Source organism: Streptomyces sp. NPDC058459, assembly GCF_042721685.1.
Lineage (GTDB): Bacteria > Actinomycetota > Actinomycetes > Streptomycetales > Streptomycetaceae > Streptomyces.
The window spans coordinates 1-14210 of record NZ_JBHXLV010000010.1 but is presented as its reverse complement, the minus strand read 5'-3'; the positions used below and the strand labels follow the sequence as shown (position 1 = coordinate 14210).

The following is a 14210-nucleotide window of genomic DNA, read 5'->3' as shown; positions in this document are numbered from 1 at the left end:
CTCACCCGGTGCGGTCGTACGGTCACGGTGCGGCGGCGTCGATCGCCTTCACGATCCGCTTGTCGGAGACCGGGTACGCCGTGCCCAGGGCGTGGGCGAAATAGCTGACCCGCAACTCCTCCAGCATCCAGCGGATATCCAGCACCTGCCGGGGCACCGGACGCCCCTGGGGCAGCTGCTCCAGCAGCCAGGCGTACTCGTCCCGCATCTCACGCACCTTCTGCATGCGGGTGGTGTCCCGCTGGACGTTCGTCGGCATCTGCTGCAGGCGCCGGTCGGCGGCCACCAGGTAGCGCATCAGGTGCGGCAGCCGCGCTATGCCCGCCCAGGTCACGAAGCCGGGCTTCACCAGCGCGTCCAACTGCTGCCGTACGTCCGTCAGATTGGCCAGCAGCACAGGGCTGGAGACGGCCTTCAGGCGCCGTTCGCACGCCTGCCAGGCGGCCAGCACCTGCTGCGTCTGGCCCACCGCGCGCACGGTGGTGTCCACGATGTCGGCCCGCACCTTGTCGTAGAGCTTCCGGTACGACTCCTCGTCCCACACCGGGCCGCCGAAGTCCGCGATCAGCTTGTCGGCCGCCGCCATGGCGCAGTCGTCGAACAGCGCCCGCACCGAACCGTGCGGGTTGGCGGACAGCGCGAGCTTCTGCGCGTTCGTCAGCTTCTCAGACGCGAACTTCGCCGGGTTCACCGGGATGTTGCGCAGGATCAGACGGCGCACGCCCTTCCACATCGCCTCGGCCTGCTCCTCCTCGGTGTCGAAGAGGCGGACCGAGACGGTGTCTCCGTCGTCCACCAGTGCCGGGTACGCCTTCACCGGCTGGCCGGCCCTGCGGGTCTCGAAGACCCGGCTGAGGGTGCCGATGCTCCAGTCGGTCAGCCCCGAGCGCTCCAGCGAGGGCCCGCCCTGCCGGGACGCGGTGGCGGCGGCCGCCTGCGAGATGGCCTGGCGGGCCTTCGGGCGCAGCTGGAGCTTCAGCGCCTCCAGATCCTTGTCCTCGGCCAGCTTGCGGCGCCGCTCGTCCACGATCCGGAAGGTGACCTTCAGATGGTCGGGGACCCGCGACCAGTCGAAGTCCTCGGCCTCGAAGGGCACGCCCACCATGCGCTTCAGCTCGCGCGCCATGGTCGTCGTCAGCGGCTCCCGGAGCGGGACCGCCCGCTCCAGGAACTTCTTGGCGTAGTCGGGCGCCGGGACGTAGTTGCGGCGGATCGGCTTGGGCAGCGAGCGGATCAGCTCGGTGACGACGTCCTCGCGCAGCCCGGGGATCTGCCACTCGAAGCCCTCGTCGGTGACCTGGTTGAGCACCTGGAGCGGGATGTGCACGGTCACGCCGTCGGCGTCCGCGCCGGGCTCGAACTGGTAGGTCACCCGGAACTTCAGCTCGCCCTGGTGCCAGCTGTCCGGGTAGTCGGCCTTGGTGACCGCCTCCGCCGACTCCCGGATGAGCATCTCCCGCTCGAAGTCCAGGAACTCGGGCTGCTCGTGCCGCTCGCGCTTCCACCAGGAGTCGAAGTGGGCGCCGGAGACGATGTGTTCGGGGACCCGCTGGTCGTAGAAGTCGAACAGCGTCTCGTCGTCCACGACGATGTCCCGGCGCCGCGCCCGGTGCTCCAGCTCCTCGACCTCGCTGAGCAGCCTGCGGTTGTCGGCGAAGAACTTGTGGTGGGTGCGCCAGTCACCCTCGACCAGGGCGTTGCGGATGAACAGCTCGCGGGAGACCTCCGGGTCGATCCGCCCGTAGTTCACCTTGCGCTGGGCGACGATCGGGACGCCGTACAGCGTCACCTTCTCGTACGCCATCACTGCCGCCTGGTCCTTCTCCCAGTGCGGCTCGCTGTACGTGCGCTTCAGCAGATGCTCCGCGAGCGGCTCGACCCACTCCGGCTCGATCTTGGCGTTGACCCGGGCCCAGAGCCGGGAGGTCTCCACCAGCTCGGCCGACATCAGGAACCTGGGCTGCTTCCTGAACAGCGAGGAGCCGGGGAACACCGCGAACTTGGCGTTGCGGGCGCCCAGGTACTCGTTCTTGTTGCCGTCCTTCACGTCCTTCATCCCGACGTGGGAGAGCAGGCCCGCGAGGAGGGAGACATGGACGCGGTCGGCGGGTGCGTCCTCCTCGTTGAGATGGATGTCCAGCTGCTTGGCGACCGTGCGGAGCTGGAGGTAGATGTCCTGCCACTCGCGCACCCGCAGGAAGTTCAGGTACTCCTGCTTGCACATCCGGCGGAACGCGGAGGAGCCGCGCTCCTTCTGCTGCTCGCGCAGATACCGCCAGAGGTTGAGGTAGGCGAGGAAGTCGCTGGTCTCGTCGCGGAAGCGGGCGTGGCTCTGGTCGGCCTGGGTCTGCTTGTCGGCCGGGCGCTCCCGCGGGTCCTGGATGGAGAGGGCGGCGGCGATGACCATGACCTCGCGGACACAGCCGTTCTTGGCGGCCTCCAGCACCATGCGCGCCAGACGCGGGTCCACGGGGAGCTGGGCGAGCTTGCGGCCGGTGTCGGTGAGCCGTCTGCGGGGGTCCTTCTGCGCCGGGTCCAGGGCGTGCAGTTCCTGGAGCAGCTGGACGCCGTCGCGGATGTTGCGGTGGTCCGGCGGGTCGATGAAGGGGAACTTCTCGATGTCGCCGAGGCCGGCCGCGGTCATCTGGAGGATGACGGAGGCGAGGTTGGTGCGCAGGATCTCGGCATCGGTGAACTCCGGCCGGGCGGTGAAGTCGTCCTCGCTGTACAGCCGGACGCAGATGCCGTCGGAGGTACGGCCGCAGCGGCCCTTGCGCTGGTTGGCGCTGGCCTGCGAGACCGGTTCGATGGGGAGCCGCTGGACCTTGGTGCGGTGGCTGTAGCGGCTGATCCGGGCGAAGCCGGGGTCGATCACGTACTTGATGCCGGGCACGGTCAGCGAGGTCTCGGCGACGTTGGTCGCCAGCACGATCCGGCGCCCGGTGTGCTGCTGGAAGACCCGGTGCTGCTCGGCGTGCGAGAGCCGCGCGTACAGCGGCAGCACCTCGGTCGAGCGGTACTTCTTCTTCTCCAGCGCGTCCGCGGTGTCCCGGATCTCCCGCTCGCCGGAGAGGAAGACGAGGACGTCGCCGGGGCCCTCGGCCATCAGTTCCTCGACGGCGTCGGTGATCGCGGTGATCTGGTCCCGGTCGGGGTCGGCGGAGTCCTCCTCCAGCAGCGGCCGGTAGCGCACCTCCACCGGGTAGGTCCGCCCGCTGACCTCGATGATCGGGGCGTCGCCGAAGTGCCGGGAGAAGCGCTCCGGGTCGATGGTCGCCGAGGTGATGACGACCTTCAGGTCCGGGCGCCTGGGCAGCAGCTGGGCGAGGTAGCCCAGCAGGAAGTCGATGTTGAGGGACCGCTCGTGGGCCTCGTCGATGATGATCGTGTCGTAGGCGCGCAGCTCGCGGTCGTTCTGGATCTCAGCGAGCAGGATGCCGTCGGTCATCAGCTTGATGAAGGTGGCGTCCGGGTTCACCTGGTCGGTGAAGCGGACCTTCCAGCCGACGGTCTCGCCGAGCGGGGTGTGCAGCTCGTCGGCGACCCGTTCCGCGACGGTGCGTGCGGCGATCCGGCGGGGCTGGGTGTGCCCGATCATCCCGCGCAGGCCACGGCCCAGCTCGACACAGATCTTGGGGATCTGTGTGGTCTTCCCGGAGCCGGTCTCGCCGGCCACGATGACGACCTGATGGTCGCGGATGGCGGCCGCGATGTCGTCCTTCTTCCGGCTGACGGGAAGCTGCTCGGGATAGCTGACCGAGGGCACCCGGGAGCGCCGTTCGGCCATCCGGGACGCGGCCTTGCCGACCTCGCCCTCCAGCTCGGCCAGGACGGCGGCACGCGCCTCCGGCTTACGGATCTTGCGGGCGCCCTCGAGTCTGCGCCCGAGCCGGTGCGCGTCACGCAGCGACAGCTCGGTCAGACGGGAGGCGAGAGACCCCAAGGCGGGGGCGGGATGCGTAGACATACGCGGTCCAGGATCTCACCTCGGGGAAATACCGCGCGAACGAATTGACGCGGCGGTGCCGGGCCTCTGTCCCGGGCGTCAGCAGGAGTCGCGGCCGAGCCGGAAGCCCGACTTGTAGCCGTTCCTGAATCCCTGCTGGTAGTCGCGGTTCGGGTCCTTCAGCGAGAGGCCCTTGCCGGAGTGATGGTCGTCGTGGTGAGGGTGGTGATGGCAGTGGCGGCCGTCGCGGTAGCCGGACCTGAAGCCGTCGCGGAACCCCTGCTTGTAGTCCCCCGAAGAGGCGGGTGCCGTGGTCGTCGTGCCGGCGTGGGCCTGAGCGGGCGCTGCGGATGCTGCCTGCTGGAAGCCGATCGGACCGAGGACGACACCGGCGGCCAGGAAGACCGAACACAGGGCAGCCGTCCGCTTTCTGTTCGTGGCGGGCATGAAACGCCCCCTTTGGGTTATTTCCCCACGAATGGACGAATTTCACTCTAGTACCGCAGAGGGCACCTGCAACCGCGCTTCACCGGACCCCCGAAACGCAAGAACCCCCTCCAGAACTGGAGGGGGTTCGGCCCTTGAAGGGCGACTGTGGCTGGGGCCGGGGTCGAACCGGCGACCTATCGCTTTTCAGGCGATCGCTCGTACCAACTGAGCTACCCAGCCACGAGGTTTCACGTGAAACCTCAGCGGTCCTGACGGGATTTGAACCCGCGGCCTCCACCTTGACAGGGTGGCGAGCACTCCAAACTGCTCCACAGGACCAGGCGCTGTACGACAGTGTCGCACAAGGTTGCGGGTCCTCCCAACGCGATTCTCACCGGTGGTGAGGTGCGCATCTGTTGGGCTGACGTCGCTGAAGAAGCGTATCAGAGCAGGGGCGGTGGTCCGTACCGAGCTTCTCGCGGGCGGGCGAGGGCGGGACGTGGCCGGACATGGCCGGACGTGGGGAAACACGAAAGCCCGCCCTGGATCAGGGCGGGCTCTCATGACAAGTCCGCTGTGGTGCCCCCAACGGGATTCGAACCCGAAAGCTTTACCTTTCTGACCTGGGACTATGCCGGAGAGCCCAGCGTAGGACCCTGTTTCCATCCTCCCCCTCCCCGCTCGTCCCTCCCTGATCCGGGTCCCGTGCCCACTGGTGGGCACGGGGATGTACCCCGTTGTGACTGCAAATCCTGGATCTGTGAAGAGGGCGCACACCGCCATGATCCCAGGGCTCTGCGCGGGCGACGCAGTGTTCCTAACTGTGACGCCTCGAATGCGGCCCAGCCGTGAAGGCAAAACCCGGGGGGCGCGGGCTTGACTTCTGCACGGGGTGTGCGGAAGTCAAACGCTATGGATCTCACTACTGCCCAAGAGTGCGCCGAGCGCTGGGGCCTCAATCCGGCGACCGTCCGGCGGGTCCTCGCCCAGGTCGACTCGATTGACCGTGATCCGGCGACGGGCGCCATGCGCTATGACCGGGCTGCGGCCGACGCTGCCCGTGCTGAGCGGCCCGGCCGAGGGCACCGTGCTGATCTAGCCGCCGAGGTCGTTGAGCCCGAGGAGATCGTGCGGCTCACCAACGACGACGCGATCCCCGCCGAGCACCGAGCGCTGTGGGCTCTGCTGTGGGAGGGGGACCTGCGGGTCGGTGATGCCCTTGCGCTCGACGTGCGTGACGTCGACCTCGACGAGCACAAGGTCGACGTGGACTACCCCAAGACTGACAGGGATGAGCACGTGATCCCCCTGAGCGACCAGTCCGCCGCTCTCGCCCTCGCCGCGATCGGTGACCGTACCGACGGACCGCTGTTCGTGAACCAGAGGGGCAGGGCGCTCAGCCGAGAGTCGGTAGCGAGGTTCGCCCGTCAAGCCGCTCCGAGCATCCTTGCCTTTTGTCCAGTGCCGCAGAAGTCTGCAGGGGACGGCGGCCGTGGCCGGCGCGATGAAGGTTTCGTCTGCGCGGTCGGCGCAAGGTTGTGCAGATCAACCTTGTGTTTTCGGAGGGCAGGGATGCCCGATTGCTTGTCCCGCCTTGTGGCGGTCCACTTGTCAGTGGCAGTCAATAGTGTGAGGCGACGGGGGCTGGACGGGCGGGAGAGGGGGGACCGTATGCTGCGCTCACTGGGGGAGGGGCAACCAGAGGGGGGCGCCCGTGGCGCAAGCTGTGAGGGGCGGCATAGCAAAGCCTGTCGATCGACGCACGTTTACCACCTGCATGGAGCAGCTCCAGGAGGGCTACATGCAGAGCGTTGCCGCAACCGCGGGCTGTCTTTTCATCAAACAGGGCCGAGACGCGGCGGGTGAACAACCGCACCCCGGAAGGCAAGCCGCTGTGCTCCTACTGCGGGGTGCCGCGCAAACCCTGTGCGGACTGCGGGAAGACCCACCGCCCCAACGGCCGGACGCCGGACGGGAAGCCGTTGTGCCAGACCTGCTGGGCCAAACACCCTGCGGCCCGCCGTCCGTGCACCGCGTGCGGCTCTCTGGAAAGACGCTTCCACTTCGGTCTATGCGCCGCATGCGCCGCCCGCCGGCACCTGACTGAGGCCCTCACCGGCACGGACGGCAAGGTCCGTGCCGAGCTTGCCCCGGTCGTGGAGGCTATGCTGCGGCCGCCGCCGCTGACCGTCCTGCGGTGGGTCCGCAAGACCCCGGCCCGCCGGGCGATCTTCGAGGCCCTGGCAGGCGGAACCGGCCCGGTCACCCACGAGGTTCTCGATCGCTTCACACCGGTCCGCACCGCGGACAATATCCGCGCCGTGCTGGTTGCCGGCGGCGCCCTGCCATCCCGGGACGAACAGCTCGCCAAGCTGGAGAAATGGCTCACCAAGGCCATCGGCCGTGTCGAGGACCCGGATGAGCGATGGCTTCTTCGCACGTACGTGAACTGGCAGCCCCTGCGCCGCTTCCGCCGACTCCCCGCGGGCAAGCAGGTCACCCACGGGCAGGCCAACGGCGTCCGGATCGAAGTCCGCTATGTCGTACGGCTTCTGGAGTGGCTGCGCCGGAACGGAAGCAGCCTCGCTCTGTGCACGCAGGATCACATCGACACCTGGCTCGGTCACGGCCCGGCCCTGCGCTCCTCCGTCCGCGCTTTCCTCTTGTGGACCCGCCGGCGCGGATACACCCGGCAGCTGACAGCCCCGATCAACAACGGCGACTTCACCGTCCATGTCATCGCCCAGGACCAGCGCTGGACCCTGGTCCGGCGCCTGGTCCAGGACGACCAGCTGAGCACCGCCGACCGAGCTGCCGGACTGCTCCTGCTGCTGTTCGCCCAGCCCGCCAGCCGCATCACCCTGCTGACGACCGAGCACGTCGCGGACGACGGGGACAAGGTCACCCTGCGGCTCGGCCAGAAACCCGCCGAACTGTCCGCCCCGCTGGACGACCTGATCCGCCAGCTCGCCCGGCAGCGCCAGGGCCTGGCCGTCACCGTGCCGCTCGACGAGCCCAAGTGGCTGTTCCACGGCGCCTACCCAGGCCAGCCGCTGGCCCCGCATACCCTGTGTCACCGACTCAAGGCGATCGGTATCCGTCCCCGCGTCGCACGCAACACGTCGCTGATGGAGATCGCGTCCGAACTGCCGGCCTACGTCTTCAGCCGCCTGCTCGGCTTCCACCAGAGCACCGCCGACAACTGGGACCGCGAACGCGGAGGCTTCAGCCCTGAGTACGCCGCCGAGATCAACCGCCGCTGAACGACCAGATGCCAACCGCCGGCGATATCCAGTATTCGCAGACCACGTGCGCGTGGAACCCTGTTCCTCATGAGCGAGACGACCCCCTATGACGATGACCGAGCTGCCCACTCCCGCCAAGGGCTGGCCCGTCTTGTGCTCTCCGATCACGCCAAGGACGTGGCCGAAGGCGCCGCCGGGCTTGTGGGGACCCGGCACGACACAGACACCGGAATGGCAGGACGGGTCAGCCAAGCCCAGCAACTCATCGAACTGGCCGAGCAGACCCTGACCTCGGCCGTCATCTACGAAGTTGAACGCGGTAGCTCCTGGGAACAGATCGCGACCTACCTCGGAACCACCGCGGCCGAAGCCCAGGAGCGATACACCCTTGCTCTCCCGAAGTGGATCAACGCTTTTGAGGAGCCCTACTGCCTGGACGAAGCGGGCCGCAAGCGCATACCGCAGCTTCCCACCGCGGCATACGACCCCACTTGGGCGAGCGACCAGCTCGACACCTGGGCCTTCATCCACCACCTCGGGATCAACGACAGACAAGCCGTCAGCGCTGGCCTTGTCATTGCCCACCCCGCAGGCGAGCACCTTGCGCCTGAGGAGGGCTGAACAATGGCACTCACTGGACTCGATCCCGAAAGAGCAGCACGGCTTACGGCTCTGACCACCGAGCTCCGGCCTCTGCTGACAACGGGCACGGAGATGACATCCATCCAGGAGATGCTGAGCGCCCGTGGGATCAGCGTGATGGACTCCATCCTCGTCACTCGCGAACTGCTGGGTGCTGGACCCGAGGCCCTTGGACAGGCAAAGACGCTGGTCCTGACCAGCCCAGCACGGCAGGTCGAGCGAAACCAGCACCAGAGGCTGGTCGAGGACCTTGTCGACGCCCTCGAACAGACCGACACCCAGACCTAACCATCGTCCCGTGGCCATCGCGGAACACTCGTCACCATTCCGCAGGTTCCGATAGCCCGCGTTACCGATAGGCGCGCGTCGAGGTGAGCGGTGGTGGTCAGGACGACGCGCGAGGCGGTGCCGTACGCGGGCTGTCCATGCCGGTTGGGGCACCGGCCGGGGTGGGTGCCGCGTCCGCACTCGCCCTCACATCCACACCGCTAGCCCGCGCGATTCTTGATGGTCTTGGAGATCTCCGGCCAGTCGGCGGGGTACCGGTCGCGGTTCTCGGGTCGGATCGGCACGGGTCACCGTTCCGCGGCGTCGAGCTGGTGGGGGACGGCTCCGGTCGCCCGCAGTTCGCGGAGGTCGGGGATGTGGTTGTAGAGGGTGCCTGGGGAGACACCGAGGAGTTTGGCGATCGAGGTGATGGAGCGTCCGGGGTCGGGCAGTAGGTCGCGGGCGGCCTTGATGACTTCCTCGGTGGCGACGCTGGGACGTCCGCCGACTCGGCCGCGGGCGCGGGCGGCGGCCAGGCCCTCGTTGGTGCCGATGACGATGAGTTCGCGGATGAACTCCGCGAGGGCGGCGAAGACGTGGAAGACGAGCCGGCCGCCGGGGGTGGTGGTGTCGAGGTTCTCGTGCAGCGAGGTGAACCCGATGCCGCGGGTGCGGAGTTCGGCGACCATGTTGATGAGGTTCTGGAGGCTGCGGCCGTAGCGGTCGAGCGAGGGGACCACGAGGGTGTCGCCAGCGTCGAGGAAGGCGTGACACGCCTTCAGCTCCGGGCGGAGCGCGTTCTTGCCGGACTTCTTGTCCGCGAAGATCTTCCGGCACCCTGCGGCGGTGAGTGCGTCGATCTGCCGGTCGAGCTTCTGCCCGCCGCTCGACACCCGGGCGTACCCGATCTTGATCTCGGTGCGGATGAGGGGTTCGGCGACGAGGAGTTCGGGGCGGCCGGACGGCTCCAGAAGGTCACTCATGACCCCGGATCATGTTAGAAAACGGTGGTCCGGGGTTCTTGAATATCCCAGGTTGTTGAAGGGGTTTTTGAAGGCTCCCGGGGGTGTGCGGGTCCCGGCCCGGCGATCTTCAGAAAACGAAGGTTTTTTGACGACCCGGCAGCCGGTGGCACACCGCGCTCATCGCCAGCAGGAGTCAGCGCTCCTGGGGAGGCTGGTTGCTCGCCAGGAGGTCGAGGAGCCCCTTCGAGGGCCTGGGCGCCCGGGGTCACGGTGGCGATCGCACTGGCCGGTCTCGTGCACATCGCCGTTCGCCGGTGGCTCTGCGCCGGTGATCTTGACGAGGCCACGGACAAGCTCACTGGCTCATGCGTACTTGATGTGGGGTGGGTGTTACGAAACCAGCGATGGATGCCGTGTGACAGGCAGGACCGACTGATCCTCGACGGTTCGCTCCGCCTGGCTAATCTCGGCCCAGGCGGCGTCAAGAGACAGGCCGAGGGTGTCGGCGATCGCTGCGATGGTCGGGAAGGCAGGGGTAGCCACACGGCCGGATTCGATCTTCCGCAGAGTTTCCGGCGAGATGTGCGAAGCGAGCGCCACGTCCAGCATCGAGCGGCAGCCCCGGGCTCGGCGGAGCAGGGCGCCAAGGCGCTGTCCGCGTTCTACCTCGGCGGGGGTGAGCGGCAACCTGACCATGACCCCATTCTAATACCGGTACAGTTATACCGGGATAGTTATTGGACGCACATGAGAGGTCCCCCATGATTGAGATCCTGAACTCCGCGCGGCTTGAGCGGGCGAGAGACACCGGCGCCCTGGTCGGAACCATCCTGCACACGCTGAAGCAGCGCAGCACGGTCGGGACGAACTTGCTGGACATCGACCAGTGGGCCAAGGAGATGATCACCGAGGCGGGAGCGCAGTCCTGCTACGTGGACTACGCGCCTTCCTTCGGGCGAGGCCCGTTCGGGCACTACATCTGCACGGCCGTCAACGACGGAGTGCTCCACGGGCGGCCTCACAACTACACGCTGGCAGACGGGGATCTGTTGACTCTCGACCTCGCCGTAGCCAGGGGCGGGGTGGCAGCGGACGCCGCGATCAGCTTTCTGGTGGGCAAGGCCAGGCCGGCGGAGAGCGTTGCGATGATCGAGACGACCGAACGTGCACTCGCCGCCGGCATCGCCGCCGCCAAGCCGGGGGCGCGCATCGGCGACCTCTCCCACGCCATCGGCACGGTCCTCAGCGAAGCGGGCTACCCGATCAACACCGAGTTCGGAGGCCACGGCATCGGCTCGACCATGCACCAGGACCCGCACGTCGCGAACACCGGACGGCCCGGCCGCGGATACAAGCTGCGCCCCGGACTGCTGCTCGCCCTGGAGCCCTGGGTCATGGCCGACACTGCCACACTCGTCACCGACGCCGACGGTTGGACGCTGCGCAGCGCGACAGGCTGCCGGACCGCGCACAGCGAGCACACCATCGCCATCACCGACAACGGAGCCGAAGTTCTCACGCTGCCCACGCAGGCACGACCATAAGAGGGCGCTGTAACGAGTGGCCCAGCGGGCCGGGTGCGCCGCCGTCAATCCTCGTCATCCTCGACAGCCTCCGGGTCCCGGAAGGGGCGCAGGCCCTGACCGGGTCCGCCGGCCTTGATGTTGAACAGATAGCGGCCCAGGAAGTTGATGTGCCGGTCCTTGAGCGGGGAGAGCCGGGCGACGTCCTCGTCCTTGATGTCGTGGCCCTCGGCACGGAGCCGGGCGACGGCAGCGTCCAAGTAGCGGGTGTTCCACAGGACCACGGCGTTGAGCACGAGTCCCAGACTGGCCAACTGGTCCTCCTGGCCCTCGCGGTACGCCTGGCGGATCTGGCCCCGGCCGCCGTGGCAGATCGCGCGGGCGAGGCGGTGGCGGGACTCCTGGACGGTGAGCTGCCGGTTCATCAGCCGCCGGTAGGTGTCGTCGACCGGGTCGACCAGGGCGAGCAGGTGCATGGTCTTGTCGATGCGGCCGTACTCGGCGAACGCGGCACCGAGTGGGGTGGGGTGGCCCTCGCGGCCGAACATCCGCAGCAGGTCGTACGCCCTGACCTGGTTGGTGATCAGGGACCCGGCGACGCGGAGCATGTCTGGCCAGTGCGTCTCGATGCGCTTCAGGTTGACCTTGTTGCGGGCGATGGCCTCCAGCGGCCCGTACCCGGCGGCCGGCGTCTCTCCGTCGGGAAGGTCGGCCCGCCAGAACCGCTGATCGGCAAGGTCGCGGAAGCGGGGGGCGCGAAGCGGAAGCCGAGCATCTTGTACAGGCCGAACGCCATGTCCGAGTACGAGGCGTTGTCGGTCGCCACCATCTCCGGCCTCACCCCGCCGTTGAGGTTGAGAGGGGTGTCCAGCGTGTACAGGCTGTCGCGCGGGGTGCCGCGCACGACCATAGCGCCGATCCCAGCGACCTGGTCATTGACGGCGTTTAGCCAGGTCAGGCCCCGCTTGTACCCGTAATATTTAGGCGAGGGCGCGGTGTTGATGCTCTTGACAGGGACGACGAAGCGCAGGCCGTCGACGGAGGCGAGCAGCCCGCCGCCCCACATCTGGGCCAGCTCGATGCGGGCCTGGGCGGTGATGAGCGCCGCGTTCGCCGCGGCGATGGTGTCCGCGCGCAGGTAGTTCTGGTCGACGTGGGACAGCCGCGAGCGGGCCAGCGCCTTGTTCTCCGGGTCGATGACCGGGGTCAGCCCGATGTTGCAGCTCTCCGAGACCAGCAGCGCGACCAGGGAGACGAGCAGCGCCTCCATGCGGGTGGGCCTCTCGGAGACGTGCTTGAAGGCGTCGAGGAACCCGGTCCAGGAGTGGACCTCGAACAACAGGTCCGGCAGGTCGATCCTGGGGAGCATCGCCTCCGTGGTGGTCCTCAGCCAGGTCAGTGACTCCGGCTCACCCACTGCACCCAGCTTGTCCACCGACAGCTTGGCCCGGCCGCCGCCGTCGGGGACGACGATCTCCACCTTCGCCTCGTCCCCGGCCTCGGCGAGCCGGTCGGCCATCTGCCGCCAGGCCGCATCCAGCCCCCGGGCGAGCTGGGCCAGGTGCTCGCCGACGTCCTCAGACAGGCTCAGGCCCGCGAGTACGTCCGCGCTCATGGCCGCCCACCGCGGCCCGTCCAGCAGCCTCGCGCGCGGGTCCGCCCACCGGTTGGACGGGGCGGCGAACACGTCGCGCCGGTTCAGGGCGCGGTGCAGCTGCTCCAGCACGCACACCACGTACGCGTCGCGGTCGACCGTGCCCTGCGGCAACTTGGCGTTGGAGAACACCGCCCGCTTCCACATCGCCGGCACCAGCTCGGCGTCGACCTCGCGGGGCAGCAGCGGCCGGTCCTTGACCCGGCGGCGCGAGAGCGCGGGCAGACGGCGCACCGCCTTGAGGATGCGCCGCCCGGCCGGGGCCGCGTCCAGCGCGTCCGACTCGCCCAGCAGCGACAGGAACGGGCGCACCGTGTTGCAGCGCAGCGCGAGCTTCTCGCGCATCGCCGCCTCGGCCGACCCGTCCTCCTCCGGCACCAGGGCCTCCACGGTCGCGACCGCCCCGGCCACCGCCGTACGCGGCACGGCCTCCTCCACCGCCCTCCACAGCGCGGCGATGTCCAGGTCGGTGCCCGCCTCAGCGACCAGGTCCAGCTCCTCGGTGAGGATCTTCGACGCCTTCGCCAGGACGCGCGCCGCCTTCTCCAGCTGCGGCAGCATCGCCAACCGGTCCCGGTCCGACGCCCGGCGGGCGGGGCTGATCAGCCGGGTCGCCATCAGCAGCGCGAACAGGTCGAGGGCGTCGTCGACCGCCTGCGCCTCCAGCTGGCGCACCACCGCCGTCAGCAGCGCGGTCCGCCGCGGCTCCGGTGCCCGCTCGATCGTCTGCGCCTTGCTCAGCTGCCCGTACCGGGCCAGCGTGGACAGCCGGTTCACCGGAACCCGGGACAGATTCACGCGCCCCAGGGCGAAGGCGGAGATCTCCTCCACCCGTTCCATGGCCCGCACCATCGCGGTGCCCGTCGTCTTCACGGGCGGCGTGCGCAGCCGCTCCAGCTCCGAGACCCGCCTGCCCTCCGGCACCTCCAGCAGCGCCGCCAACGCGGGCGCGAGCGCGGGATCGGCACGGTCCGCGGCACGGGCCACCGCCTCGTACAGGTGCCGCTCGGCCGCCGTACGGGCCTCCGACACCTGCCGGGCCAGCACCGAGACGCCGGGCAACAGCACCCGGCGCCGGCGCAGCCACGTCACCGCGTGGTTGAACAGCGCCACCGGCCCCGCGGCGTGCGTCCACGCCCGCCCGTACAGGAAACTGCGGAACTCCCGGCCCCACCTGCGGTCGTTGAAGTCCCGGTAGCTGAACCGCTCCTGGATCTCCGCCGCGTGCTCGTACACCGTCGACCGGCGCTCCGGGTACCGCTTCACGCACGAGGCGTCCTCGATGCCGAGCTGCCCGGCCAGGTACTCCACGATCTCCCACGGGACCGCGAGCGGGTCCTCACCCAGGAACCGGCCGACGTAGCGGACCGTGCCGATCTGCACCGCCATCCCCAGGCGGTGCGCGTCCGTACGACGCAGCGCGATCAGGTCGCGGTCGTCATCGTCGAGGAAGAAGAACCGCTCCAGCTCCGGGCGCGTGGGCACCTCGGTGAACGTCCCGTACGCCTCGGCCTGCTCATCAGTCAGAAACTCCACCGG

The 14210-nt window shown here is 68.7% G+C and carries 9 protein-coding genes, 2 tRNA genes and 1 pseudogene; 5 read left to right on the top strand and 7 right to left on the bottom strand.

Translation table 11 applies throughout. From position 1 onward, the window contains the following. Positions 1–22: 22 nt before the first annotated feature. The 4 genes from hrpA to ACFWN1_RS03820 form a co-directional block, all read right to left on the bottom strand. Positions 23–3967 carry an ATP-dependent RNA helicase HrpA gene (gene hrpA, locus ACFWN1_RS03835; protein ID WP_384357854.1) on the bottom strand — a complete coding sequence of 1315 codons (3945 nt, stop codon included), beginning with the start codon at positions 3965–3967 and terminating at the stop codon, positions 23–25. Positions 3968–4045: 78 nt separating this feature from the next. Next, positions 4046–4393 carry a hypothetical protein gene (locus ACFWN1_RS03830; protein ID WP_384357852.1) on the bottom strand — a complete coding sequence of 116 codons (348 nt, stop codon included), beginning with the start codon at positions 4391–4393 and terminating at the stop codon, positions 4046–4048. 148 nt (positions 4394–4541) lie between these two features. Continuing rightward, positions 4542–4615: transfer RNA gene (locus ACFWN1_RS03825), tRNA-Phe, on the bottom strand. A 24-nt stretch (positions 4616–4639) separates the two neighbouring features. Next, positions 4640–4714 (bottom strand) — tRNA-Asp (locus ACFWN1_RS03820). Positions 4715–5287: 573 nt separating this feature from the next. Here ACFWN1_RS03820 and ACFWN1_RS03815 point away from each other — a divergent pair. The 4 genes from ACFWN1_RS03815 (at position 5288) to ACFWN1_RS03800 (ending at position 8550) form a co-directional block, all read left to right on the top strand. Next, positions 5288–6241: a tyrosine-type recombinase/integrase gene (locus tag ACFWN1_RS03815; protein WP_384357850.1), complete on the top strand. Its 954-nt coding sequence runs from the start codon at positions 5288–5290 to the stop codon at positions 6239–6241. Positions 6242–6540: 299 nt separating this feature from the next. Next, the gene (locus ACFWN1_RS03810; RefSeq protein ID WP_384357848.1) at positions 6541–7638 is read left to right on the top strand and encodes a hypothetical protein; all 1098 of its coding nucleotides are present in this window, start codon (positions 6541–6543) and stop codon (positions 7636–7638) included. A gap of 69 nt (positions 7639–7707) precedes the next feature. Beyond that, on the top strand, positions 7708–8241 hold the full coding sequence (locus tag ACFWN1_RS03805; protein ID WP_384357846.1) for a hypothetical protein: 534 nt from the start codon (positions 7708–7710) through the stop codon (positions 8239–8241). 93 nt (positions 8242–8334) lie between these two features. Next, positions 8335–8550 (top strand): hypothetical protein, encoded by a 216-nt coding sequence (locus ACFWN1_RS03800; RefSeq protein ID WP_384357844.1) that lies wholly within the window; start codon positions 8335–8337, stop codon positions 8548–8550. Between the two features lie 287 nt (positions 8551–8837). On the opposite strand, the gene ACFWN1_RS03795 is transcribed toward ACFWN1_RS03800, so the two are convergent. Further along, positions 8838–9512: a recombinase family protein gene (locus ACFWN1_RS03795; protein WP_384357842.1), complete on the bottom strand. Its 675-nt coding sequence runs from the start codon at positions 9510–9512 to the stop codon at positions 8838–8840. Positions 9513–9884: 372 nt separating this feature from the next. Next, positions 9885–10190: a helix-turn-helix domain-containing protein gene (locus ACFWN1_RS03790; RefSeq protein ID WP_384357840.1), complete on the bottom strand. Its 306-nt coding sequence runs from the start codon at positions 10188–10190 to the stop codon at positions 9885–9887. A 65-nt stretch (positions 10191–10255) separates the two neighbouring features. Between ACFWN1_RS03790 and map the strand changes: the two genes are divergently transcribed. Next, entirely contained in the window at positions 10256–11038 is a 783-nt protein-coding gene (gene map, locus ACFWN1_RS03785) for a type I methionyl aminopeptidase (RefSeq protein ID WP_384357838.1), read from the top strand. Between the two features lie 44 nt (positions 11039–11082). Here the strand turns inward: map and ACFWN1_RS03780 are convergent. After that, positions 11083–14207, bottom strand: a pseudogene (locus ACFWN1_RS03780) (Tn3 family transposase). Positions 14208–14210: the final 3 nt, after the last annotated feature.

Coding starts and splice junctions, on each gene's coding strand:
- hrpA (WP_384357854.1), bottom strand. CDS start 3,967: ATGTCTACGCATCCCGCCCCCGCCTTGGGGTCTCTCGCCTCCCGTCTG.
- ACFWN1_RS03830 (WP_384357852.1), bottom strand. CDS start 4,393: ATGCCCGCCACGAACAGAAAGCGGACGGCTGCCCTGTGTTCGGTCTTC.
- ACFWN1_RS03815 (WP_384357850.1), top strand. CDS start 5,288: ATGGATCTCACTACTGCCCAAGAGTGCGCCGAGCGCTGGGGCCTCAAT.
- ACFWN1_RS03810 (WP_384357848.1), top strand. CDS start 6,541: ATGCTGCGGCCGCCGCCGCTGACCGTCCTGCGGTGGGTCCGCAAGACC.
- ACFWN1_RS03805 (WP_384357846.1), top strand. CDS start 7,708: ATGAGCGAGACGACCCCCTATGACGATGACCGAGCTGCCCACTCCCGC.
- ACFWN1_RS03800 (WP_384357844.1), top strand. CDS start 8,335: ATGACATCCATCCAGGAGATGCTGAGCGCCCGTGGGATCAGCGTGATG.
- ACFWN1_RS03795 (WP_384357842.1), bottom strand. CDS start 9,512: ATGAGTGACCTTCTGGAGCCGTCCGGCCGCCCCGAACTCCTCGTCGCC.
- ACFWN1_RS03790 (WP_384357840.1), bottom strand. CDS start 10,190: ATGGTCAGGTTGCCGCTCACCCCCGCCGAGGTAGAACGCGGACAGCGC.
- map (WP_384357838.1), top strand. CDS start 10,256: ATGATTGAGATCCTGAACTCCGCGCGGCTTGAGCGGGCGAGAGACACC.